The sequence below is a fragment of the Termitidicoccus mucosus genome, assembly GCF_038725785.1.
Lineage (GTDB): Bacteria > Verrucomicrobiota > Verrucomicrobiia > Opitutales > Opitutaceae > Termitidicoccus > Termitidicoccus mucosus.
Map to the genome: position 1 here is coordinate 6,951,705 of NZ_CP109796.1, position 22,431 is coordinate 6,974,135.

A 22,431-nucleotide genomic window follows, 5' to 3' on the forward strand; every position below is an offset into this window, starting at 1 on the left:
CAGAAGATGAGCGACGATACTTTTATTTGGACCGGCCTTTTCCTGTTCGCCAATGCACCATTTATTTTAGCACTGATTCTTCGATATTGGTTCCCGAATGTGCGATATAGACTGGTATGCCATGTGCTTTCGGTGCTCTTATTGGGTTATCTGGCGATTGTATATTTTCTAGCAGAGAGAGCATATCGTAATGCGGGTAATCAAGATGATGGAGGCAGTAGCATGGCAGCATTCTTGCTGCTTGCCGGATGCGTTGTCATTATTCCAGAGAACCTCATGCTCCATCTTCCACTTTTTAGAAAAAAAGAAAGAGGCTAACCAGGCGCTAGAGCCAACGCGATTGTTGCCGGCTGGCTTTTCGGAAGCATTCAGGTTTTCGGGGCTTGCACGCTCGTATGGCTCATCTTAAACGTTGATCTAGCTGCGAATATACAAGCCCAAAAAAGCAAAGCCAGTCCCCAGTTTTTCGCCTGGGATTTGTGTTTATATAAACTGCCGCCGCCGGAGGCACAGGACAGGGACCGGTCGATTATGGGATAAACGCGTGCGTGGGTTGGGTGCGTGATCCTGGTTTTCACCGTGATCGTGCTGATCTTCGCGGGTTGGTTACCGACAGTGCATTGGTGCGTCTTGCCCGCATGCTCTAGGCTCGTGCGTGGCGGGCGGATCGCTCCGTGCCCGCTGCCCCTAACGTCAACATGCATGGGCCGGCCGCCCGGTCCCTGACTGGTGCCGCCAAACGGCGGTTCTCAAAGAACATCCCTGCCGCCCGCGCCCGCCCTCAGGCCGCCCTGGTCATCGCCGGCCAGTCCGCCGTCTGCAACATCGCCCAGGCAAAGCCGGCCATCTCCCGGGCCAGCGCGACGGTCACCTTTGGCTTCATCACCCCGCGCCGGCTCAGGTGCCAGGCGCGTTTGTGCAGCCTGACCTGGATCTTCCACGACAGTTCCCGCCGTGCCGCCGGCTGCCCTTCCTGCCGTTTGGACAGCTGCGCGGATACTTTGGGCGGCAGCCAGGCGTGCTGCACCGTCTCGATCAATATCCATCGGGCGTGCGCGTTGCCCGCCTTGGTGATCGAGCCGAGCCTGCGGCTCTCTCCGGTGCTCTCCTCCTTGGGCACCAGCCCGAGGAACGCCATCAGTTCGCGTGGATGCGCGAACCTCCTCACGTCTCCCAACTCCGCCACCAGCACCGCCGCGGCCACCAGTTGGAAGCCCCGGATCGTCATGAGCGCCTCCACCGCCGGATACAGCCGCCACAACGGCGCCTGCAAGCCCAGCAACTGCTCGGCCGCGACACCGCTCCTCGCACTGGGTGACCGCCAGCAGATACTCCTCCAGCACCGCCTTCAATGAGGGCGCCGGCAGCTCCAGCTCCCGCAGGTAGCGGCGGTGCGCCTCGCTCCAGTTGGCCTTGCCCGAGTAACGGTAGCCGTGTCGCAACAGGAACGACTTGAGCCGCTGTCGCGCGCGTCAGGTCCCGCACCGCATCCGCCCGGGCTCGCGTGAGATCCCGGATGGCCTCATCCACCGCCTCCGGCACGTGCACCGCGGTCAGCTCCCCGGCCCGGTGCAACCGGGCCAGCATCTGTGCGTCGCGCCGGTCGGTCTTGCGGCGGTTGCCCTTGTCCACCGGCGTCCTCGACGGCGCCACCACCACGCAGTCGATGCCCAACTGCCGCAGCCGCCGGTAGAGCACGTAGCCAGTCGGCCCCGCCTCGTAGGCCACGTGCAGCTCCCCGCCGTCGGCTCCGACCTTCCTCAACGCACGCTCCACCGCGTGCAGGTCGCTGCTGACCTGTCCGTAGAGGCGAACCTCGCCCTCGCGGCCGCCGTCGGCCACCGCGATCATGATCGTATCCTTGTGGACATCCAGGCCCACATAGTGTTGTGTTTTTTTCATGCGCTTGTCCTCGTTTCCAGGTTGTTATGGTTTGTCCTTCAGCCTTGTGGCCCGGCCCGCTCCTCACGGGCAACCCACGCCTAGGGGACAAGCGCCTTCTTTCACTGCCTGCGCTCATCCGCAGCTATAATGTCTCGGCAAAAGAAGATGAAGCGTGCGATAATATATATTTCATACTTTTCCGCTGTTATCGTCGTATGTTTTTTTGGAGCCGCTGCGTGGTGGAATCTCTGGATGTATAAAGGTTGGGCTGCCCCACCACGTTTGCTGCACAGTTTCATTAGCGTCGATGGTGAAGCGTCATACGACTTAGTGTTCGATGAGATGTTTCTTTCGCTTCTATTTATCACCTCCATTTTTACGACTATCGTGCGTTTAACGAAAAGAAAGAAAGCCACAGCGAATGCGAATGAATAGCGTAAAACGAAGAAAGAGCCGAACCAGCCGCCCGAGCCAACGCGACTGACCGCTGGTTGTTCGGTGTTTTTACACGCAACCGGAGCCTCATTTTTTTGTTCGCAGTCGCGCGGCTCACCGTTAACGTTGATCTAGCTGCGAATATACAAGCCCAAAAAAGCAAAGCCAGTCCCCAGTTTTTCGCCTGGGATTTGTGTTTATATAAACTGCCGCCGCCGGAGGCACAGGACAGGGACCGGTCGATTATGGGATAAACGCGTGCGTGGGTTGGGTGCGTGATCCTGGTTTTCACCGTGATCGTGCTGATCTTCGCGGGTTGGTTACCGACAGTGCATTGGTGCGTCTTGCCCGCATGCTCTAGGCTCGTGCGTGGCGGGCGGATCGCTCCGTGCCCGCTGCCCCTAACGTCAACATGCATGGGCCGGCCGCCCGGTCCCTGGCTGGTGCCGCCAAACGGCGGTTCTCAAAGAACACCCCTGCCACCTGGCCCGCTCTCAGGCCGCCCGGGTCATCGCCTGCCAGTCCGCCGTCTGCAACATCGCCCAGGCAAAGCCGGCCATCTCCCGGGCCAGCGCGACGGTCACCTTTGGCTTCATCACCCCGCGCCGGCTCAGGTGCCAGGCGCGTTTGTGCAGCCTCACCTGGATCTTCCACGACAGTTCCCGCCGTGCCGCCGGCTGCCCTTCCTGCCGTTTGGACAGCTGCGCGGATACTTTTGGCGGCAGCCAGGCGTGCTGCACCGTTTCGATCAATATCCATCGGGCGTGGGCGTTGCCCGCCTTGGTGATCGAGCCGAGCCTGCGGCTCTCTCCGGTGCTCTCCTCCTTGGGCACCAGCCCGAGGAACGCCATCAGCTCGCGTGGATGCGCGAACCGGCGCACGTCCCCCATCCGCCAGTATCCCTTGCGGCTGCGAGTCGCCAGCTTCACTTGCTTCGGGTTCGCTCCGAGTTTGATCAGATTACGTCGCCTGGTCCTCGGCTGTTTCCATTGTTTCCAATAATACAGCCGCACCCGTCTTCGCATCCAATCCTCCAGCGCCAGTACTTCCTTGCAGGTATTGCTGATCCCGAAGTAGCCCAGCCAGCCGATCACATAACGCCTGAGCTCCCCGATCACCTTGTCCACGGCCACTCCCCGCTTGCGCGAGGTGATCGCCTTGAGGCGTTGTTTAAACCGCAGACAGGCCTTCTCGGTCCAGACGACGTTTCCCCGTGCCGTTATCTTGAAGCTCAAAAACGAGCATTCTTTTAACCACGCGGTTTTACACTTCGCCGGGTTGACCGCCAACTTCAGACGCCCTTCCACATAGCGCACCAGACCGGCCATTACCCGCTGCGCCGCCCTCGCACTCTTCACCATTATGATAAAGTCGTCGGCGTAACGCGCGAACCGGTGTCCGCGCTTTTCCAACTCTTTATCCAAGGGATCGAGCACGATATTGGCGAGCAACGCTGACAAGGGACCGCCTTGGGGCACGCCTTGCGGCGTTTCCTCCACGCGGCCGTCCGGCAGCACGACTCCTGCTTTCAGGTAACGGTGGATCAGGGCGAGAACACGGGCGTCCTTTGCCTTTTGACGCAGGCCGTCCATCAACCGGTCATGGTTGACCGTATCGAAGAAAGACTTGAGGTCGCAATCCACCGCGTGGCGGCGTCTGTCTTTCCACGCTGCCTGCACCTGCCGCACCGCCTGATGGGCGTTGCGTCCGGGCCGGAAGCCGTGGCTGTTTTCGCTAAACCCCGGGTCAAACAGGGGGCTTAGCACTTGCGCCACCGCTTGCTGGATCAGGGGACTCCTTTCGGTTTGGTCCTTCGTGGTCATCAAGGTTTCCGGTATTCCCAGTTTAAACGGGCGATTCAACGCCCCCGGCTTGTCCTCGCACTACTATGACTTCTGCTGACTTCCCGCCAGCGTTTCCGCCCGCGGGATCTCCCCAGGTAAGAACGCGTTGCTTCCCTGCGCAAACGTCGGATTTACCGTCAGGGCATGACCCTGCGACTTCGCTGTGTGGTGCCAGCTCGTCGTCTCCCTGCCGGCCTTTTATCCGCTTCTTGTTCATCGTCTCGCAGGTTTCCCCCAGCCTTCCTCCCCCCGAAAGATTACTCTTTCGAAGTTGGCTTCGGGTAGTGGTTTCTGTTATGGTTTTATTCATGTCAGGTCTTCCCACAGTGGACTTTCACCTCATTTACAACGCGCCCATGCTGGGCGCACACCAAGCGCCAGAGCCAACGCGACTGACCGCTGGTTGTTCGGTGTTTTCACACGCAACCCGCGGCTTCATTTTTGTTCGCAGTCGCGCGGCTCACCTTTAACGTTCGGCAAAAGATGAAGATTCTTGTCAGCCCGTTCGTTGCTATTGCATTTCTGCTTTCAGGATGCGTTCTGTTTAGCCCCGACCAAAGAGAACTCCTAGCGAAGCTTGAACCTGCTGATCGCATTCAGGCCATCGTCGGCGAGCATGAACGAATTATTCTAGATCAAGGGACCATTTTGAGTATTTGCCGTTGGATAACGACCCCGGAGAGAAAATGGAGATTTTCGACATCTTTTGCCTCATTGCCGGCTTCACCACAACGGGCCTTTTTCGAGAGAGACGGAAAGCGTATAGCGTATCTTGCGTTTGGCAGCAATTGGCTGCTCATTAATTTTTACGCACCAGATTCGATTTCGATTTCCTGTTCGATCTCTGAATCTGACTATAATACGCTTTCGAAATTATTAGGTTTATGAAGAAAGAGAAGAGCCGAACCATTCGCCAGAGCCAACGCGCATGGACGCATGTTTCCAATGCGAAAGCACTTGCCTGCGCGTGGCGCATCTGTAGCGTTCGACCAAGAGAGATTTTTATATTTTGACAGGCATTTTGGAGCCGCATGTTTTCGTCGTATTCGAGAGGGTTTTTGTAAACGCGAGCGAAGCAGCGAAAAAGAAGACGCAAGCGTTGGGCGAAGGGTTTTTGCAAACTCGAAGGGCGTCACGGCAAGAAGAGTCGAATCGGGTCCCCGTGGCCGACTGAGTTAACTCAATCGGCCACAGGTCCCACACCACCCGGCGTGCCGCTCGGCACCGGGCGGTTCCGTCAGGAGGGAACGCCGTCGTCCCCGTAATGCATGGCGATCCATTTCGCCCTCATGTCCGGCACCCCTTGTTCGTGCAGATACGCGTTATTCAGCGCGGCTTGCACGATACTGTTGCTGCTCAGGGGACTCCTTTCGGTTTGGTCCTTCGTGGTCATCAAGGTTTCCGGTATTCCCAGTTTAAACGGGCGACTCAACGCCCCCGGCTTGTCCTCGCACTACTATGACTTCTGCTGACTTCCCGCCAGCGTTTCCGCCCGCGGGATCTCCCCAGGTAAGAACGCGTTGCTTCCCTGCGCAAACGTCGGATTTACCGTCAGGGCATGACCCTGCGACTTCGCTGTGTGGTGCCAGCTCGTCGTCTCCCTGCCGGCCTTTTATCCGCTTCTTGTTCATCGTCTCGCAGGTTTCCCCCAGCCTTCCTCCCCCCCGAAAGATTACTCTTTCGAAGTTGGCTTCGGGTAGTGGTTTCTGTTATGGTTTTCATGTCAGGTCTTCCCACAGTGGACTTTCACCTCATTTACAACGCGCCCATGCTGGGCGCACACCATGCGCCAGGGCCAACGCGACTGACCGCTGGTTGTTCGATGCTTTTACACGCAACCGAAGTATCGTTTTTTGTTCGCAGTCGCGCGGCTCACCTCTATCGTTCGGCAAAAATATGAAAAAATTATCCCTTATTATATTTTTCATTATTTCCATCGCTTGTTTCGCAGACGTGGACAATATGTGGCTGCCGTCCGTGGTCGAGAAGACATATAAAGACGGCGAGAAGCCGACCGTTATTCGATTTCAGACACGCATTTCCAAGGACGCGCCGCAGATTTATACGGTGTTTTCGCTTCAGCATATGGGCACAGTGTGGGAGGCCGATGACACATTACTCAAAGAAGTTTCATTTTATCCTGACGCTCACACTTATATTGCTTCATCGCCGAGAGAGAAGGAACGCGTCTGGATTCAAGTGCAGATTCGCACGTTGAAGCCCCCGAAAGAGAAGACCACCGAAAGCAGTTTGGTCATGGAGTTTCTTGGAGCTAGTCTTGTTAGAGTTAGCATTGAGCATCGAAACGATAATGCGAAGGACGATGAGGCTCTGAGTTGGCCAGAGAGAATAAACGGCAGTTTGAAGAAGAAAGAGCCGAACCAGTCTCAGAGCCAACTCGCATGGACACCGGTTCGTAAATGCGAACGCGCTTGCCTGCGCGCGGCTCATCTTTAGCGTTGGGCAAAATCATGAACCCATTCCGGCTATTCTCGCGCCCCAAGAAGGTCCGCAAGCAGGTCTACGAACTTACGCGTGCCGATTTGGAAACATCCGCAGTCTGGGAGTTCTGTCTCGATGAAGAAGGCGAATCCGGACAGGACGAAGCGACAGTGAAGCCACGGGCGGACGTCACCAAGATTAGCGATCTCGATGGTTCTTGCATCGCGAAGACCGAGTTCACGTTTGCCGATGGGAAGAGAGCCTTCGGCTATGTCTCTGCCGCGTCCGAAGAGACGCTACCAGCGATTCAGCCAGTGATTGTTACGCCTCAAGGACAGGTGATGTTTTGGTATGGCATCGTGCCGCCCGATGAAAAGTGGGTGGCTGAGTCGCTCGGAAGGTTGAGTTCAGTTTCAGAGCGCCCGTTTCCGATCCGCTATTCCTGCTTGGTTCCGACCGATGACATCCCACTTAATGGCGAGCTTGAAGGTTTCTATCACTATAATCGGTCGCGGGAGATTCAGGTAATCAAAAGATGAAAAAGCCCAACCAAGCGCTAGAGCCAACGCGACTGGCGCCGCGTTGGTCGATGCTTTTACACACAAGCGGAGCCTCAATTTTTGTTCGCAGTCGCGAGGCTCTCCGCTATCGTTCGGCAAAATTCCGATGCCAAAGAAAGTAGAACATCAACTTGAGGCTCTCAAGATGCTGAAAGAGTGGAGTTCGGTGCTTCTTTCGGTTCAGGCTGCGCTTCTTGCGCTGCTCGCGGTTTTCGGGAATTTCAGCCACGCGGCAAAGGCAGATTGTTTCTTCGCTATTTTTGTTGTCGCACTGGCAGCTTCGTCTCTTTTCTCCGCAAATGTCGTCGGAGCGATTCCTTCGATGATGCAGGATCTTGCGACTCGTCCTGTCGACGATGTCTATCAGATGCGAAATCGTTGGGGCATAAATCTGTCGTTGCTCGCATTTGGGCAGCATATCTTTTTCGCGATTGGAATCATCTGCTTGGCGCTGTTCTTAGTCTTCGGACGTCCGGCTACTGAAGTCTCAGAAGAGCCGAACCATGCACCAGAGCCAACACGACTGACCGCTGGTTGTTCGTGGCGTTAGCCGGCGATGGGAGCTTCATTTTTTGTTCGCAGTCGCGCGGCTCACCTTTAGCGTTCGGCAAAAATGGTAATCTTCGCGTCAGAGTCCGAGCTGCTAGAGATTCTCGATCGCGCTGATGCGATGATCGCAGCGTGTGTCGCCGGATCACTCGGCATTCACGAGTTTATAGATCAGCTTGGCCACCTGCATGGCTACCATGCCTTGGATGGTCACGAGTCGGATGCAGAAGAGATAGCGATGCTCGCTAGGTATTGCTCACGAGTTGAGTGGATCGAGCGCGTGCTAGAAGAGGTTGGCGGCATATGTGCTGACGACGATGCGTCGAAGGAGGCTTACGTCAAGGCGGGGCGCTTTGATTCATCGGAAGCATTGCGCCGGTTGCGTGCTCTGGTAGAAAGTTAGAAAAAATGAAAAAGCCGAACCAAGCGTTAGAGCCAACGCGACTGACCGCTGGTTGTTCAATGTTTTTACACGCAACCGGGGCGTCATTTTTTGTTCGCAGTCGCGCGGCTCACCTTTAGCGTTCGACCAAGAGAGATTTTTATATTTTGACAGGCATTTTGGAGCCGCATGTTTTCGTCGTATTCGAGAGGGTTTTTGTAAACGCAAGCGAAGCGGCGAAAAAGAAGACGCAAGCGTTGGGCGAAGGGTTTTTGTAAAGTCGAAGGGCGTCACGGCAAGAAGAGTCGAACCATGCGCCAGAGCCAACGCGACTGACGTCGCGTTGGTCGGTGCTTTTACACGCAACCGAGGCGTCATTTTTTGTTCGCAGTCGCGCGGCTCACCGTTAACGTTAGCCAGAAAATGAGATTCCTGTTTTTCTTGCTTCTTTCGGGAGTCGCCAGTGCCACGACACTGAACGATCAATTTCGAGCAATTGCTGATGGCGCTGATCGAGTTGAGCTGACATGGAGGCCAGAGTTGGGCGTAGAGAGCGCTGGTATTGTTCCGCTGAAGAAAGTCTACACCGGCACAGCTATACAAACGCTACTATCGAAGATCACATTTGAAGATGATCTCCCTAAGAAGCCGTTACCACCATTGCATCCCGGAACGGTCACTATACCACGAGGGAATTGTGGATGCAGCGGCAGCCACTTGCTTCGTTTTTGGGCGAAAGAGCGAATGTTTGCCGAAATTAGCTTTCACCACGGCACTCATTTTCGCTCGAAGGAGTTAAATCGAGGCAGTGATGCCACATTGACTGACGAATCCCAACAGTGGCTTCAATCCGAAGCTGATTGGTCTGCCGATCTTGCGAAAATTGAAGAGATCAAGAATAAGAAAAAAAGAGGCTAACCATGCACCAGAGCCAACGCGACTGACGTCGCGTTGTTCGGTGCTTTTTCACGCAGCCGGGGCTTCATTTTTTGTTCGCAATCGCGCGGCTCACCTTTAGCGTTAGCCTAAAATGAAGCGTGTGTGGCTTTTATTTATGATTTTTATGGCCGGCTGCTCGCCAAACCCATTGAATCGCTTTTTGACTTTGGACGAGCACGGGCTAGGTTTTATCTCTGATAAGAATAAGCCCACCGGATATATTTTAATATTATTTAAAGATGGATGCGTGGAGATTATATGCTCAGAGCTAGAAAAAGATTCACCAGGCATTTGGAAGAATCGAGAATGGCTCCATAGTTCTTGGGCTATCGATAGCCAGAAGCGACTACGCATCACTTCTGGAGATGGCGCGAGACGATGGTTTCATATTGAACAGCAGAAAGGTATTTTGGTGTTGACCGAGGAAATACCAGAAGGAGGGTTGGTTCTTTATGAAGAGAAGAAAGAGGCTACCCATGCGCCAGAGCCAACGCGACTGACCGCTGGTTGTTCGATGTTTTTACACGCATCCGAGGCTTCATTTTTTGCTCGCAGTCGCGCGGCTCACCTTTATCGTTCGGCAAAAGATGAGCGCGGAACTTAGATACGCAGGATTCTGGAAACGCTTCGGGGCGATGTGGCTAGACGCCTTGTTTCTGCTTCCCCTCGTGCTCGTGGTGTTCTGGGGCAATTCTCGATTCAGGCTGTTCCAGATGTATTACTTGTTACCCGGTTTTGCGGTCGGTGCGTTTTATGGCATTTACCTCGTCAAGCGTTTTGGAGGCACTCCGGGGAAGCTCATCGCTGGACTACGGATCACTAAATTAGATGGGGCGGCTATCGGTTATCGGGAAGCAGTCCTCCGTGATGCGCCCGGCTGGCTGCTTAGTTTAGCACTCTCGATCGGTCTTGCGGTCGCAGCCTCTCGAATGAGCGATGTCGAGTATCTTTCTCTCACATTCGTGGAAAGATCGCGGCGCTTGAAAGAGTTTGTCCCGAGTTGGCATCAGCCATTGCAGATGCTTCAGACCATATGGATTTGGGGCGAATTTGTGGTTCTTCTCACGAATAAGAAGAAACGAGCATTGCACGACTTCATTGCTGGCACCGTCGTAATCCTGAAAGAGCCGAATCGGGTCCCCGTGGCCGACTGAGTTAACTCAATCGGCCACAGGTCCCACACCACCCGGCGTGCCGCTCGGCACCGGGCGGTTCCGTCAGGAGGGAACGCCGTCGTCCCCGTAATGCATGGCGATCCATTTCGCCCTCATGTCCGGCACCCCTTGTTCGTGCAGATACGCGTTATTCAGCGCGGCTTGCACGATACTGTTGCTGCTCATCCGCCAGTATCCCTTGCGGCTGCGAGTCGCCAGCTTCACTTGCTTCGGGTTCGCTCCGAGTTTGATCAGATTACGTCGCCTGGTCCTCGGCTGTTTCCATTGTTTCCAATAATACAGCCGCACCCGTCTTCGCATCCAATCCTCCAGCGCCAGTACTTCCTTGCAGGTATTGCTGATCCCGAAGTAGCCCAGCCAGCCGATCACATAACGCCTGAGCTCCCCGATCACCTTGTCCACGGCCACTCCCCGCTTGCGCGAGGTGATCGCCTTGAGGCGTTGTTTAAACCGCAGACAGGCCTTCTCGGTCCAGACGACGTTTCCCCGTGCCGTTATCTTGAAGCTCAAAAACGAGCATTCTTTTAACCACGCGGTTTTACACTTCGCCGGGTTGACCGCCAACTTCAGACGCCCTTCCACATAGCGCACCAGACCGGCCATTACCCGCTGCGCCGCCCTCGCACTCTTCACCATTATGATAAAGTCGTCGGCGTAACGCGCGAACCGGTGTCCGCGCTTTTCCAACTCTTTATCCAAGGGATCGAGCACGATATTGGCGAGCAACGCTGACAACACTCCATGGACACACTTGGTAACTTTGTCCAGCCGTTCCTGCGCGCGGGCGAACTCCGGTTCGTCCACGAGCGCCGGCACGGCAATCCCGATCCACTGCTCCGCAGGACGCTCCCGACTTGCGCTGCACCGGCGGGAAAACCCGCCTTTCTGACGCAACGGGCGGGTCATCCGCTTGCGCTCGGCGCGCTCCGTCTTTCCGAAGGCCGCCCGTCCGACATAGGCCGGATTGCGCAGCATCCCCAGACCACCGAGCGTTCCCAGCGTGGCTTGCCCTTGCGCGTGGGGATGCCCCGCTCACTCAGACGCCGGGCGATCCCCCCGATGCTCAAGCCCTCATGCACATACCACCGATAAACATCCCGCACCGCGTATTTGGACGCGGGAGGCCGTCATCGTTGGGTTGGGCGGGTGGTCAAAGCCGGGGCGGGAGGCCGGGAAATTGATTCCCAGAGGCCGGCTATCCGGCGGTCAATCTCTTGGTATTGACGAACGCGGTATTGAATTCCGTTGGCGTCGAGCGCCTCATGGATGCAGTAGGTTGCTGCACATTCACTGTCGTTTTCGCGTTTGTATAGCGTCAATGTTTCATGGATCAGCTTGTTGTTGCACCAAAAGCCGTCCGGATCTTTGGCGATGATTTTTTGGATGGCGGCACACCGGAGGTCGTCCGCTTTTTTGAACTCTTCAAATTTTTCATTTATCATGGATTGGTCAGGTGCCGGACTTTTTGTGTGTCAAATGGATTTGCGGTTGCGGTGTTCCAGCCTTTGACTGATGGGGTTGCTTTTGGCCGTGAGGATGAACGCAGGTGACGAGGGGGATCGCTGTCCGGGCTCGCATGCAGGCAAAGTCGTTTGCATGTCGGCAGTCCGATGGATGGAAGCGTGGCGGTGATTTGAAATATGGCGGGCAGGAGGACGTCGGATGACAGGGGGACGGGGTATGAAAATGACGGGGATCCAGCCTCCCACTGCCACCGTTGAGCTGTCCGAAGACGAAGAACTTCAATCGGGTCAGGGACGCCACGCAACGTTGCTGCGTCCCTGACCTTTTTGTCTGCTTTTGTTGGAGGCTGTGGCCCCCTTGGTGCTTTGGGCGGTGCCGCAGGTCTTGTAGGGTGGCTTCAGCTTTTTGATGGCTGATGTCGGCCTCGCCAGTTGGTTGGTGGCATGCAGGCTTTTGGGTGGCCGTGGCACTGCCGTGGGTTTGCTGAAATGCCGCAGGTCTCCTGCCTGTTGTTTAAAGGCCGAAGGCATTGGAGGCAACCCGCCTCCCTTGTATTTTGCGGGCCGGGATGCAGCGGCATTCGGCCTGCATTTTGGCCCGGAAGGGCCAAACGCCGCCCGCGTAGGGCCAGGAAGGAAAACCACACCCGGTGCCGCCATCCCCCCGTTAGGAGGGGGAGGCGGCACACCCCCTGTCCATCGATTAGATGGACTACAAGGGGGTGAGGGTGTGGTTTTCCTTCCTGCTCCACATTTGTGCACCCAATCGACGCGCTGCGTCGTCGGGAACCGGGTGCATCAAATGGTCGTTTTTGGGCCGTTTTGGCACAAAAACGACTCGATTTAAGCCCATAAGTGGGCTTGTTTTATTGGTTCTCATTAAGAGGAGTTCTTGTTTCTTGAGTTTTTTCTTCACACCCCGTGTGAGATTGGGAGTCAAAGCGAGAGCGGCTTGCAATTTGTTGGATATGACCGCGCTTGCGACCAGCGGGGTGCATTCCGAAAAGTTTCATGCCCACATTTGTGCACCTTGGAGGCGGTCTAGCTGTATTCCCAAATCCAGTTTCTGTTAAGATGTTGATATTGCGAGAGTGACTCTTCGAAAATCATACACCTTGGCGAATCTTACGTTAAACCTGGGTTTTGATGATATGGTCGTTAACTCAGGCAAGGTATATTGACCCTGTTTAATAAGATATTGGCGGATATTATGTTGAATTGATGTTTTGGGTGCATGAATGTAGAACTGAAATTATTGAGACAGGAGGGGTAGGGGTGTAAAAATGACTGATTTCGCGGTTACGAATAGCGAAAAATGTAATATTTTGTGCGAAATTCAGTAGGATGCCTATGGTGAAATATAATTCATTGATAGATGGTTTCCTGTGAAAATTGATTATATCTCATTTTTGCAAAATATGTTATGGGCATGTGGATATATATTGTTAGTTGTTGATAGACATGATGTAATTTATTGAGACAGGGTGCATAAAAGTGTGAAGGAAGGATTTTGTGAGAATTTGTATATTGGAGAATTTCAGGCAGTGTTATTTGTCGATGTGAATGTGCGTTTGGAATGCAATTTTGGCGGTTCACCGGAAGGGGGGAGTGGGGATTGGCGGACGGCATTTTGCGAATTTGGGCTGGGCGTTATGCAGAGAAGATTGGAAGGGGGGATGGTATTTTTGAGATAGAAACAGAGTTACGGGGAGTGTTTTGTGTAGTTGACGGATGGTTTTGGCAGATGAATATTCGGATGGAGGCGTAGAGGGAGGCGGATGATTTCCGGGAGGAAATCAAGAACGATGGCGGAGATTTCCGCCGCCGTTTTTGAGAGAACGGATTGAGATGAAGAGGGTGATTTGGAAGCAGGATGGCCATTTTAGTGAGGGCAGGGGAGGCGAAGTGGAAGTTTTCTGGATGAAGAATGGGAGTTGGGATAGTGATTTGCCGGGAAGCTTTTGGCTGGCTACGGTGCGGCAGGTGATGGCGATTTATAGCGCCAGCTAGGGGTGGTGATTGGGGGATTGCCGGCTGGAGGCGGCGGTTTGGGAGTAGAAAATTCCAGCGCGAGAAGCAAAGCGAGGCATGCGGTGTAACGGCGGTCCGCGCGCAAGCAAGGCAGTTAAAAAGAAAGGCAGAACGGTTTTTGCAGGCACGCAGGTGCCGGTCAAAAACCTCGCCGGATTGCCTTGAGGCAGGGATTCAATTGAGGGCTTGCTCGATGATTTTTCAACGATCAACCGCGTTCAGGTCATCGAGTTTTTTGAGGCCGCGTGCATGCAGCTCACCGTAGCCTTTGCCCAAGCCCGATGCGTGTCATTCTTGACGAGCGCCTGTCTCGCCGCCTCGGGCTGGGAGTTGCCCGGCCATTTGGTTTCCCCGCGCTGCCCGCAGGGTGGGCAGGCGTTTCCCAACGGCAAGCTGACCGCGCGCATTGCGCCAGTTACGACGTTTTCATCATTGTCGGCAAAATTTTCTGCGCAATAGAAGGCCTCGACTTTGTCCTTTGGTGTGATCGAGTTTCGTGCCGCGTCCAATCAATTGGCGGATTCACGCCCCTTGGCGTCGCAGGCATTCGCCGCGCTTGCGGCCTCCTCCACGTCGGACAGGCTTCTGTCATTGAGTCCGTCCGGCCTTGAGCCCCGACGCCCCGACGTCCGCATCTTTGCCGACAAACTCTGCTTTGATCCCGGCGTGCTGGGCATGACGTTCTCACCGGGAATCCCCGGAGCGCGACCGCTCTCAATGTCATCGGCGCGGCTTTTGGTCTCCCATCTTTTCCTCAATCCTCGACCATCCTGCCGTCCGAAATCGTGTTGTCCAGTCCCTGCCTAGAGCTTCGCGAGATCGATCTTTTTGAGCAACTGCTTGAGTATCCGCCCAGACTTGAACTTGGCCACGGCGCGCTCGGGGATGACCACTTGGTCGGCGGGTTTGTTCGGATTGCGGCCGATCCGGGACTTGCGCTTTTGCACTTCCAGCACACCGAAGTTACGCAGCTCGACATTGCGTCCCTCCGCGAGGGCTTTCATGATGATGTCGAGTGTCATCTGGACGGTTGCGATAACCTCCTTTTGCTGGAATCCGGTCTTCCCGTAGATTTTCAGGACAATTTCTCGTTTGGTCAGGCTGGCGGACATTTTTGTAGAGGGTTTCAAATATCCAAATGGATTCCCGGGCAATTTTCAATTCCAAGATTGTGCCGCACCGACACCCTGGCAGATACACCTCCACCAGCGCCTCCTCCACGCTGCTGCCTTTGTGCCGGTGGAGCGTTCGGCGATCGCCGTTTCGAAGGACAGCGGCCGCTGGCACGCGATTGCAGCGCAGACGGGCGGCTAAAAAAGAGGTTTTGAGCGGGCGGGCACGTCGGCAAAGCGTGTCGTTTTTGCGGTGAGAGGGGCGTCGCAAGTTCGTCGTCAGGCGGTGCGGCGGCTCCAATAATCCGGGTCGCGGTGCAGCGGCATCACGACGGCAATGCGGATGTGATCGGGCCGGTCCTCGTAGAGGATTGCCAAGGGGAACACCGCCGAGAAATGACGGCGGACAGGGTCGCTGATGCGCCGGTAAAGCAACGAGGCGCGGCAGACCTCGCTGATCAATCGCTCTAAAACCGCCCGCCAAGTTCGAGGCTGATTTTCGCGTAATCTTCGGCCGCGCAGGCATATTCCTCAAGCGCCTCGCGGTGGAATCCGTGCGGCTTCATCGTCCGACAATCTTGCGGATGCGGGCGCTGCGGTCGCGTCGGCGATCAACTCGGCCTGCCTGCCGTCAAGCTCGGCGCAACGCCGCAGAGCGGTTGCGGCCCACGCGTCCATGCGGGCGGCGCTCATGCCGCCATGTTTGGCGAGCGTGATGCGATCAAGAAGCTCGGCGACGGCATCAACCGGCCATTGCGTGGTTTCCTCGACGATTTGTTCGACGGTCATTGGCATGCCTCCAACTGTGTGTGGGGGGCTCCATGGTTTTACAACATGCGAGCAATCGCGGAGGTGGAATATCCGGACCTCCGCAATCCGACGGAGCAAGATGTTCAAGGCTGCAAAACCATCAAGAATAGCGACGAATCTCGGCGGTGGCGTGATCTGATTTTCCCGGCTAAAGAGGAATTTTAAAGATTTACATAAAATTTAGTTGTCATCCTATAAGGGTAGAGGGCAGGAACTTATGTCCATCGATATACCTTCTGATGAGCCATCCGTCCGCGTTTGGCCCGGCACTTGTCCCGCATGACTCCAGCTTTTCCAACCCCATAATGTCCCTCGGCAAACTAATCTTTGCCGCGATTTGCGGCGTTCTTCTCCCGCTCGGCGCCGGGTTGCGCGCCGATGTGCTGAAATTCAACGATGGGGACCAGGTGAAAGGCACTTTTATAAAGAAGGAGGGCGGGCAGATTGTGTTTCGCTCGGAGCGATTCGGCGACTTGAGGGTGCGCGAGTCCGACGCGACCGTCGAGCTCACCGCGCCGCCCGCGCCGCTCGTCACCGAGACGGAAATCGCGCTTGATACTGGAGGAAAGCTCAAGAAGCCCCCCGGGGAAAAACCCGAGCCGAGATCTTCCGCAGCCCCGCCGAAACCGGTGGTTCCTGCGGTCGCCGCGACCGGCGAAAAAACCGCCCCGCCCGCGCTGGGGACGCCGCCCGCCGCTCCGCCGGTGAAACCCGCCGCCGCGAAACCGAAACCGCCGGCCGTCACCATCGTGCGTCTGGGCAAGGGGTTCATCAAATGGTGGGGCGGCTGGCACGGGCGCATTGCGTTTTCGGCGAACGTCATCCGGGACACCGCGGATCGCAGCCTCTACACGGCCGAGGCACGCGTGAAACGCACATGGAAATACGACGAGGTGCAGATCGAGCCGCGTTATGAGTTTCGTCGGGACAACGACGTGACCGCCGTGGACATTTTCAAAGCGTCCGGCTACTGGCGGCATTCTTTCGGGGAAAACTGGTTCGGCGAATACCGCCCCTACTTCGAGCGCGACCGCAAGAGCTCGAAGGCGACCCTGCTCCAGCAGCAGCTCGGCGTGGGCCGCCACCTCCTGAAGTCCAAGCGATACCGGCTCCATCTCGGCGTGGCGGAGAACATTTTCAACACCTGGCCGATGGATCACGCGCTGAAAGACACCAGATATTCGGTGGAGTCGCTTTTCGGCGAGGCGAGCCTGCAACTGCCGTGGCGCGTCTCGATCACCGAGCGGGGGGCGTGGTATTTCATCCTGGACGACGCTTATGCCTCCGGGTGGCAGAACGAATTGGAACTGACGAAAAAGATCACCGAGGTGCTGACCCTCACCTTGCGCCACGAGGTGCGTTACCACAATCCCGACCCGCGCGTGTCCGACTACGAACGCACGAGGCTCCTTTTCGGGCTTAATTTCTAGTTCTACTTTGAGATGCCGTGAGAACTCCCGGGTGCGGTAAGCCGGCTTGGGGGAGAGATTATCCTGACATAATTATCAGGTAATACCAATAGCCCTTAATAATTGGACTTTAGTTTGGAACGCCAGCGTTTGCTCCGTCGAGCAGCCAGCCTTGGCCAATCAACGCGGCGACGCGGGCGCCGTCGGTGCGCCAGGGCCGAGTTGCTATGCAAGGCCGGACGCTACGAGCACACGGACAAGCGCGTGACCACCCGCGTCGGCCATTATGACCGGCAATATCACACCAAGGCGGGCGAGGTGACACTGCGCATGCCCAAGCTGCGGAAACTGCCGTTTGAGACGGCACTCATAGAGCGTTACCGCCGGCGCGAAAGCAACGTGGAGGAAGCGCTGGTGGAGATGTATCTGGCCGGGGTGTCGGTGCGGCGGGTTGAGGACATCACCGAGGCGTTGTGGAGCAGTCGCGTGAGTCCCTCGACGCTGAGTGAACTCAATCAAAAGATCGCGGTGCAGATCGATGCCTGGCGCGCCCGGCCGCTCGAGGGCGACCACGCCTATGTTTACCTCGACGGCATCTGGCTGAAACGCAGTTGGGGCGGGGAAGTCAAAAACGTGAGCATTCTGGTGACGGTGGGCGTGAACGCTGAGGGCTGCCGCGAGGTGCTCGCGGCGGAGGAAGGCACCAAGGAGGACAAGGCCTCATGGCAAAACTTCCTGCGCCGGCTCAAAGAACGTGGGCTCAAAAACGTGAAACTGTTCATCTCCGACAAGTGCCTGGGTCTGGTGGAAAGCCTCGCGGAGTTTTATCCCAACGTCGGCTACCAGCGCTGCGCGGTGCATTTTTACCGCAACGTCTGGAGCCTGATGCCCGCAGGCAAAGTGCGGGAAGTCTCGGCGATGCTCGGAGAAGGTGGTGTTCGCACGGTTGCCTTATGCGGTGCAGCGGGAGATTTGCGAGAGTATGATCGCGGGCGAACTGGCGCGGTTGCGAAAGCTGGGGCACGAGATCACGATTACTCTCGACGACGTGGAAATAATTTTACGGGCGGGTTTTCACAATACGCTCGGCGCTCGCCCCATGCGCGGGGCCGTCGAGCGGTTCTTGCAGGACAGGGTGGCGGCAAATTTGCTTGGTGTTTGATCCCCTGCGCCATTCCATGATTACCGACAGCCTGTTTGCATTCTCTGTCGGGCCGGCTTATTCAGCACTTTTTGCTCGCTGGTAGGGCGGCCTTAATTAGATTGCATGCCTGAGGAGAGACAGAAATGCGGACTCTCAAAAATATATAAAACCATGCCGACATTTCAAATGACCGCATCGAAGCCCGTTATCCTGCTGGGGATTTTTGGGAGTGTCGTGATATTAGGATTATTTCTTGCGTTGTTTTTGGGCAGGACAGGGGATTTTGACGAGGAAGGCTTGATGGTTGAGCGGGGGGCAAAGGAAGCCGAGGCTGCGCATATCGCCCACGGGGAGGCGATCAATATTGAGGATTATGTGGCATCCGGGCGTGTCACCATCTTTGATTTCACCAGTCCTTATTGTCCGCCGTGCCGTTATATCGGCCCCCATCTGGACTCACTGCACAGGGATGATGATGGCGTCGTGGTGGTGAAGGTTGAAATAAATCGTCCGGGTGTTCACGGAATTGATTTCAGTTCGCCGGTGGCGCAGAAATACAAATTGCCGCACGTCCCCTATTTTATTGTTTATCCCCCGAACGGTGGCAAACCCCTGCACGGCGACAAGGCGCGGAAGTTTGTCGAAAAAAGGCTTTCACCGTATTTCAACATAACAGAATAACGCCTCAAAAATGATGGCGGAAAAAACAAGCATGTGCTTGTCAAAGTGGTCGCAAATACGACCAAGGCGCGGCAGTTTGGCGACAAAACACGATGACAGTGCGGCAAGGCCCGCAATTATCGTAAAAACGCTACGGCGACAAACTGGCAATTTTTCGGATGTCAATTCAGCACGTAACAGATGAGTCGCAGTTGCAGCCTCTTGCGATTTACATTCGAGCATCACTTCAACGATGCCATGGAGCAGGTGGGCGGAATATCATGATTCTGGCAGATATGCACCCCATGTTCGAAGATTGAATACGGTCCGTCAAAAGTCCTCCTTCCTCATTATTGGATAACTCCGTTGTTGATACGAAATTTACCTCGACCTTTTTAGAAGGCAATCTTGCCACGAGCAGGCCATCCTTTTTAATTTCACTATAATGCTCCTGATACTTTTCTATAATTTCCGCATCGCTAATTAATTCCATCTTCCGGGCCTCATCGTCACTAATTTTAATTTCATATACCAATCGATAAAGGTGTCGATACTTTACCAGATACGCCAATTCCGAGACCTTGGGGTGCTCAAATTCCTCCAATGTCGCGATCAACTCGACATCGGTCAGCGGTTTTATATCAGAGAACTTAAGTTTTCCGGAATTTACCATTTCAACCACCGCCTCTGCGATCATTGATCGCGCTGAGATATTTTGCCAACAATAATAAACATCATCATATAACTTCAAATAAAGATATGCAAATGATTCCATGTAGTTCTCAACGGTTTTGTCATAAGCCAGCACGCTCTCCCCGTTTTTGCGAAAAAATCTGACTCCTTGCAGTATACGGTTATAATTAGTTATTAAATTCTCAAAGTGCCTCTTGATGATACTATCGGTCCTATCACTGGATCCTCTGATCAGCAACGTGGACGCCGCGTCTCGCAAAACAAAATCAAGGCGGTCTATATCGCAACCCGAATTATTTATTATAGAGTGAAGACTATGCCGTGATTGCTTTTTTTCAGATCGCCCCAATATTGAAATGACATCATCCCTGGCGATCTTCAAATTGCTGAGAGCCTTATCCAAATCAGCAAATGAGTCCTCTGCAAATATCTGCTCGAATATCTTTGTGGTGTCCGCCTCATGTCCCTTGGCGTCCTTGAGCTTATATCTAACCAGATCCATGGTATGCCCCAGCGGGCCGTGGCCTATGTCGTGAATTAAGGCGGCGGTCAAAAATGACAAATGATCCGCATGGGCTATTTCCTTATATAATTTGTCAATGTTATTGCCCTTCCAGTAATTTATCAGGATGTCCGCCAAGTATGCCACGCCCAGCGAATGGCTGAACCGATCATGCGTTGCTCCATGGTATTTTAAATTAACGAACGACAACTGCTTTATCTGCCGAAGCCGCTGCACTTCGCCGGTATCTATCAGTTTCAATATATCATTAGATATTTCCTTCGAAAAAAAGAATTTTCCATAAATCGGGTCGATAAATTCAGACTCAATCCCGGATTTCCCATCAGACTTTGGCATGTTTTCGCCGGGATCATATCCTGGTATATTTTGAGGGCCATCCCTTAAAATTCGCCGTTCCCTGGATGGCAATTGGATCAAAGATTCCTCCGAGTGAAGATGTCTTATGTATTTTCTGAGAAAATCCTCCGCTTTGCCTTTGATTATATGCGCATTGGCAAGTGATTTTATATTATGAATACGTTTTTCGTCAGGATTGGGATCGATGACATATATTTTACCCTTTCCGCATCCCTTGTCTATGGACCGGACAAGCTCCTTGTCATTAAATGAATATCCAATAATAATTATCGTATCGGACTTTTCCAATGATTTTTGCAAATATTGGTATGGAAAAAATATTTGGTCGACATGCCCTTTGCTTTTTTTATCAAAATAATAAACAATTTGCCTTATTATCTCAAACGGATTGTCTTCCAACGGCTTTAAAATACCATGAAGGTAGTGCAACATATCATGAATGTTTTCTTTGGATCCGGCCACAATGGACCACGGACGGACCAACGAGCCATGAAGCATTTGGATCACCGATTTGATGGGTTTGTCGCAAGTGTCAAAATAATGAAAATCCTGGGCCAGATCCGCTATATTGTAGTCAATAGTCTTTCGTTTGTTTAAACTTGTGGCAACATTTTCAAACGCTTTGGAAAATTGCAGGTCAAAATTAGTCGTTGCGATTCCACCAATTGATATATTTGGTGTGAAAAACCACCGTGCCAGCATGTGATAAGATGGTGGTATCGGTTTTTCTGAACTGAATTCCAAGTAGAGCCGCTCCGCATGATTCCGAAGATTTGTGACACTCTTTATTAGCATCTGCCATACTTGATCCGACGATGGTTTCTCTATTTCGAATTCTTTTTCAAATTTCTGAATACATTCATCGATTTCTATATTCCCATAGTGGGCAACTAATAACTTATCGCGCAATGCCTGCGCCAAGGGAAGACGCAAATTCTCGGTATAAGAATCAGATTGGGCAGCGCCTGCACCTACCAGAATGAATGTTTTTGTGCTGAGTGCGTCAGCTGATGTCAATTGCTGTATTGCGTTATCCATAATTTTATTATTTTGTTGATGTTTTGCATGAATTTCTGGCAATAGTTGCAGAGGGTTAAATGATATTATGCCGCAATTGAGAGCGTGATTTTGCTTGGAGTAATTTCGATGAATACCATTTCATTGGGCGCCGGGGATCAATAAATGGGATTCCGTATTCGTTTTCGAACTCGGTGACCTCATCATCGGGACACAAGCCCACAAAAATATCGTCAGCCTCGAAATCCAACGATCCTTTGCTGACATTTGGCTTCTCATGGCGGTGGGCGCGGTTGCACGCGGCAGGTTGCGGGCGGGCAAATTGCTTGACGGGGTGGAATGCGTGAGTGGAGTGACGGGCTCATTTACATAGCGTGGCGGTCGCATCCCTACCGCAGTTCGGATCGGATCACGCCCGATGAAAGAGGCGGGCGGCTTCCCTTCGGTTGACCCGGGACAAGTGGCACGTGGAGGGCTAGTCATTGGGGTGTTTGGTCAGATGTAGGCGAGTTTTGACTTCGAAGTTCATAAGTAGAGGGGGTTGCAGCCGAGAAGCCGTCCAGCGCGTTTTTCTCATAAAAAGCACCGGGTTTGCCCAATGTTGGCATGGGCGCAAGCAACGTGCTTTGGTTGGCTCTGGATGGTTCACTCTTTGGTCCGTCAATTTGGTTCGCAATAAATAATTCATCCATAATATCCCACTTTACTTCTTAGATTCTGCATAAATTCCTCCTCCTCTTCCATCGTGTCGAATATTGTTTTAGGCAACTCAATATTTCGTTTCCCTGTGACTAAAACTATTGCCCCATCGTCAATATAATACGATTTTATTCTTGAGAAATCGATTTTCTCCACGCCTCCGTATGTGTATTTTATAATGATCCAATTACCCTCAAATGTTACTACAGCCCTTCCTGCAATGAGTGTAATAAGCGAAAGTAGCAATCCAATAGACATAAATGCACATAATATGAATAGGAAATTATGCATATCGTGAATATG

Annotated in this window: 21 protein-coding genes and 3 pseudogenes; 13 read left to right on the forward strand and 11 right to left on the reverse strand. The window is 53.9% G+C overall.

Annotated features, from left to right (window positions below; all coding sequences use genetic code 11):
• Nucleotides 1–6: 6 nt before the first annotated feature.
• Nucleotides 7–318 (forward strand): hypothetical protein, encoded by a 312-nt coding sequence (locus tag OH491_RS24420; protein ID WP_145928514.1) that lies wholly within the window; start codon nucleotides 7–9, stop codon nucleotides 316–318.
• Nucleotides 319–781: 463 nt separating this feature from the next.
• Here the strand turns inward: OH491_RS24420 and OH491_RS28325 are convergent.
• Both OH491_RS28325 and OH491_RS24440 read right to left on the reverse strand, forming a co-directional pair.
• Nucleotides 782–1,902: pseudogene (locus OH491_RS28325) on the reverse strand (IS110 family transposase).
• 911 nt (nucleotides 1,903–2,813) lie between these two features.
• On the reverse strand, nucleotides 2,814–4,142 hold the full coding sequence (locus OH491_RS24440; RefSeq protein WP_068768610.1) for a reverse transcriptase domain-containing protein: 1,329 nt from the start codon (nucleotides 4,140–4,142) through the stop codon (nucleotides 2,814–2,816).
• A 504-nt stretch (nucleotides 4,143–4,646) separates the two neighbouring features.
• Here OH491_RS24440 and OH491_RS24445 point away from each other — a divergent pair.
• Complete coding sequence (locus OH491_RS24445; RefSeq protein ID WP_145928513.1) at nucleotides 4,647–5,051, forward strand: hypothetical protein; 405 nt, start codon at nucleotides 4,647–4,649, stop codon at nucleotides 5,049–5,051.
• 349 nt (nucleotides 5,052–5,400) lie between these two features.
• On the opposite strand, the gene OH491_RS24450 is transcribed toward OH491_RS24445, so the two are convergent.
• Nucleotides 5,401–5,556 (reverse strand): hypothetical protein, encoded by a 156-nt coding sequence (locus OH491_RS24450; RefSeq protein WP_334318993.1) that lies wholly within the window; start codon nucleotides 5,554–5,556, stop codon nucleotides 5,401–5,403.
• A gap of 503 nt (nucleotides 5,557–6,059) precedes the next feature.
• On the opposite strand from OH491_RS24450, the gene OH491_RS24455 reads away from it, so the two are divergent.
• The 7 genes from OH491_RS24455 to OH491_RS24485 all read left to right on the forward strand — a co-directional run bounded on the left by OH491_RS24455 (nucleotide 6,060) and on the right by OH491_RS24485 (nucleotide 10,189).
• Entirely contained in the window at nucleotides 6,060–6,620 is a 561-nt protein-coding gene (locus OH491_RS24455) for a hypothetical protein (RefSeq protein WP_068768609.1), read from the forward strand.
• A gap of 14 nt (nucleotides 6,621–6,634) precedes the next feature.
• Nucleotides 6,635–7,144, forward strand: coding sequence for a hypothetical protein (locus OH491_RS24460; RefSeq protein ID WP_145928512.1), 510 nt, complete (start codon nucleotides 6,635–6,637; stop codon nucleotides 7,142–7,144).
• Nucleotides 7,145–7,271: 127 nt separating this feature from the next.
• A complete protein-coding gene (locus OH491_RS24465) occupies nucleotides 7,272–7,715 on the forward strand; it encodes a hypothetical protein (protein WP_068768607.1) in 444 nt (147 codons plus the stop codon).
• A gap of 63 nt (nucleotides 7,716–7,778) precedes the next feature.
• Nucleotides 7,779–8,117 carry a hypothetical protein gene (locus tag OH491_RS24470; protein ID WP_068768606.1) on the forward strand — a complete coding sequence of 113 codons (339 nt, stop codon included), beginning with the start codon at nucleotides 7,779–7,781 and terminating at the stop codon, nucleotides 8,115–8,117.
• A gap of 402 nt (nucleotides 8,118–8,519) precedes the next feature.
• Nucleotides 8,520–9,014 carry a hypothetical protein gene (locus OH491_RS24475; RefSeq protein WP_145928511.1) on the forward strand — a complete coding sequence of 165 codons (495 nt, stop codon included), beginning with the start codon at nucleotides 8,520–8,522 and terminating at the stop codon, nucleotides 9,012–9,014.
• A 112-nt stretch (nucleotides 9,015–9,126) separates the two neighbouring features.
• Nucleotides 9,127–9,639, forward strand: a complete 513-nt coding sequence (locus tag OH491_RS24480; protein WP_342750743.1) for a hypothetical protein — start codon at nucleotides 9,127–9,129, stop codon at nucleotides 9,637–9,639.
• Nucleotides 9,623–10,189, forward strand: a complete 567-nt coding sequence (locus tag OH491_RS24485) for an RDD family protein (protein ID WP_145928509.1) — start codon at nucleotides 9,623–9,625, stop codon at nucleotides 10,187–10,189. The genes OH491_RS24480 and OH491_RS24485 overlap by 17 nt, the downstream gene beginning before the upstream one ends.
• Before the next feature lie 63 nt (nucleotides 10,190–10,252).
• Here the strand turns inward: OH491_RS24485 and OH491_RS24490 are convergent, their stop codons facing one another.
• The 3 genes and pseudogenes from OH491_RS24490 to OH491_RS24500 form a co-directional block, all read right to left on the reverse strand.
• Complete coding sequence (locus tag OH491_RS24490; protein ID WP_342751106.1) at nucleotides 10,253–11,026, reverse strand: group II intron maturase-specific domain-containing protein; 774 nt, start codon at nucleotides 11,024–11,026, stop codon at nucleotides 10,253–10,255.
• A gap of 3 nt (nucleotides 11,027–11,029) precedes the next feature.
• Nucleotides 11,030–11,313, reverse strand: a pseudogene (locus OH491_RS24495) (recombinase family protein); the annotation flags it as partial.
• 24 nt (nucleotides 11,314–11,337) lie between these two features.
• On the reverse strand, nucleotides 11,338–11,652 hold the full coding sequence (locus tag OH491_RS24500) for a hypothetical protein (protein ID WP_068768603.1): 315 nt from the start codon (nucleotides 11,650–11,652) through the stop codon (nucleotides 11,338–11,340).
• A gap of 2,238 nt (nucleotides 11,653–13,890) precedes the next feature.
• Here OH491_RS24500 and OH491_RS24505 point away from each other — a divergent pair.
• The gene (locus OH491_RS24505; protein WP_068768601.1) at nucleotides 13,891–14,163 is read left to right on the forward strand and encodes a hypothetical protein; all 273 of its coding nucleotides are present in this window, start codon (nucleotides 13,891–13,893) and stop codon (nucleotides 14,161–14,163) included.
• A gap of 344 nt (nucleotides 14,164–14,507) precedes the next feature.
• Here the strand turns inward: OH491_RS24505 and OH491_RS24510 are convergent, their stop codons facing one another.
• From OH491_RS24510 to OH491_RS24520, 3 genes are all read right to left on the reverse strand, one after another.
• A complete protein-coding gene (locus OH491_RS24510; RefSeq protein ID WP_068768600.1) occupies nucleotides 14,508–14,816 on the reverse strand; it encodes an HU family DNA-binding protein in 309 nt (102 codons plus the stop codon).
• A 279-nt stretch (nucleotides 14,817–15,095) separates the two neighbouring features.
• Nucleotides 15,096–15,278, reverse strand: coding sequence for a hypothetical protein (locus OH491_RS24515; protein ID WP_068768599.1), 183 nt, complete (start codon nucleotides 15,276–15,278; stop codon nucleotides 15,096–15,098).
• Nucleotides 15,279–15,347: 69 nt separating this feature from the next.
• Nucleotides 15,348–15,611 carry an addiction module antitoxin RelB gene (locus tag OH491_RS24520; protein ID WP_145928508.1) on the reverse strand — a complete coding sequence of 88 codons (264 nt, stop codon included), beginning with the start codon at nucleotides 15,609–15,611 and terminating at the stop codon, nucleotides 15,348–15,350.
• 254 nt (nucleotides 15,612–15,865) lie between these two features.
• On the opposite strand from OH491_RS24520, the gene OH491_RS24525 reads away from it, so the two are divergent.
• The 3 genes and pseudogenes from OH491_RS24525 to OH491_RS24535 all read left to right on the forward strand — a co-directional run bounded on the left by OH491_RS24525 (nucleotide 15,866) and on the right by OH491_RS24535 (nucleotide 18,860).
• Complete coding sequence (locus OH491_RS24525) at nucleotides 15,866–17,056, forward strand: DUF481 domain-containing protein (RefSeq protein WP_145928507.1); 1,191 nt, start codon at nucleotides 15,866–15,868, stop codon at nucleotides 17,054–17,056.
• Between the two features lie 195 nt (nucleotides 17,057–17,251).
• Nucleotides 17,252–17,959, forward strand: a pseudogene (locus tag OH491_RS24530) (IS256 family transposase); the annotation flags it as partial.
• Nucleotides 17,960–18,350: 391 nt separating this feature from the next.
• The gene (locus tag OH491_RS24535) at nucleotides 18,351–18,860 is read left to right on the forward strand and encodes a thioredoxin family protein (protein ID WP_334318991.1); all 510 of its coding nucleotides are present in this window, start codon (nucleotides 18,351–18,353) and stop codon (nucleotides 18,858–18,860) included.
• Between the two features lie 226 nt (nucleotides 18,861–19,086).
• Here OH491_RS24535 and OH491_RS24540 read toward each other — a convergent pair whose 3' ends face one another.
• Nucleotides 19,087–21,450: an SIR2 family protein gene (locus tag OH491_RS24540; protein WP_342750744.1), complete on the reverse strand. Its 2,364-nt coding sequence runs from the start codon at nucleotides 21,448–21,450 to the stop codon at nucleotides 19,087–19,089.
• A gap of 663 nt (nucleotides 21,451–22,113) precedes the next feature.
• Nucleotides 22,114–22,419: a YcxB family protein gene (locus OH491_RS24545; protein ID WP_145928506.1), complete on the reverse strand. Its 306-nt coding sequence runs from the start codon at nucleotides 22,417–22,419 to the stop codon at nucleotides 22,114–22,116.
• Nucleotides 22,420–22,431: the final 12 nt, after the last annotated feature.

Coding starts and splice junctions, on each gene's coding strand:
- OH491_RS24420 (WP_145928514.1), top strand. CDS start 7: ATGAGCGACGATACTTTTATTTGGACCGGCCTTTTCCTGTTCGCCAAT.
- OH491_RS24440 (WP_068768610.1), bottom strand. CDS start 4,142: ATGACCACGAAGGACCAAACCGAAAGGAGTCCCCTGATCCAGCAAGCG.
- OH491_RS24445 (WP_145928513.1), top strand. CDS start 4,647: ATGAAGATTCTTGTCAGCCCGTTCGTTGCTATTGCATTTCTGCTTTCA.
- OH491_RS24450 (WP_334318993.1), bottom strand. CDS start 5,556: ATGACCACGAAGGACCAAACCGAAAGGAGTCCCCTGAGCAGCAACAGT.
- OH491_RS24455 (WP_068768609.1), top strand. CDS start 6,060: ATGAAAAAATTATCCCTTATTATATTTTTCATTATTTCCATCGCTTGT.
- OH491_RS24460 (WP_145928512.1), top strand. CDS start 6,635: ATGAACCCATTCCGGCTATTCTCGCGCCCCAAGAAGGTCCGCAAGCAG.
- OH491_RS24465 (WP_068768607.1), top strand. CDS start 7,272: ATGCCAAAGAAAGTAGAACATCAACTTGAGGCTCTCAAGATGCTGAAA.
- OH491_RS24470 (WP_068768606.1), top strand. CDS start 7,779: ATGGTAATCTTCGCGTCAGAGTCCGAGCTGCTAGAGATTCTCGATCGC.
- OH491_RS24475 (WP_145928511.1), top strand. CDS start 8,520: ATGAGATTCCTGTTTTTCTTGCTTCTTTCGGGAGTCGCCAGTGCCACG.
- OH491_RS24480 (WP_342750743.1), top strand. CDS start 9,127: ATGAAGCGTGTGTGGCTTTTATTTATGATTTTTATGGCCGGCTGCTCG.
- OH491_RS24485 (WP_145928509.1), top strand. CDS start 9,623: ATGAGCGCGGAACTTAGATACGCAGGATTCTGGAAACGCTTCGGGGCG.
- OH491_RS24500 (WP_068768603.1), bottom strand. CDS start 11,652: ATGATAAATGAAAAATTTGAAGAGTTCAAAAAAGCGGACGACCTCCGG.
- OH491_RS24510 (WP_068768600.1), bottom strand. CDS start 14,816: ATGTCCGCCAGCCTGACCAAACGAGAAATTGTCCTGAAAATCTACGGG.
- OH491_RS24520 (WP_145928508.1), bottom strand. CDS start 15,611: ATGCCAATGACCGTCGAACAAATCGTCGAGGAAACCACGCAATGGCCG.
- OH491_RS24525 (WP_145928507.1), top strand. CDS start 15,866: ATGAGCCATCCGTCCGCGTTTGGCCCGGCACTTGTCCCGCATGACTCC.
- OH491_RS24535 (WP_334318991.1), top strand. CDS start 18,351: ATGCCGACATTTCAAATGACCGCATCGAAGCCCGTTATCCTGCTGGGG.
- OH491_RS24540 (WP_342750744.1), bottom strand. CDS start 21,450: ATGGATAACGCAATACAGCAATTGACATCAGCTGACGCACTCAGCACA.
- OH491_RS24545 (WP_145928506.1), bottom strand. CDS start 22,419: ATGCATAATTTCCTATTCATATTATGTGCATTTATGTCTATTGGATTG.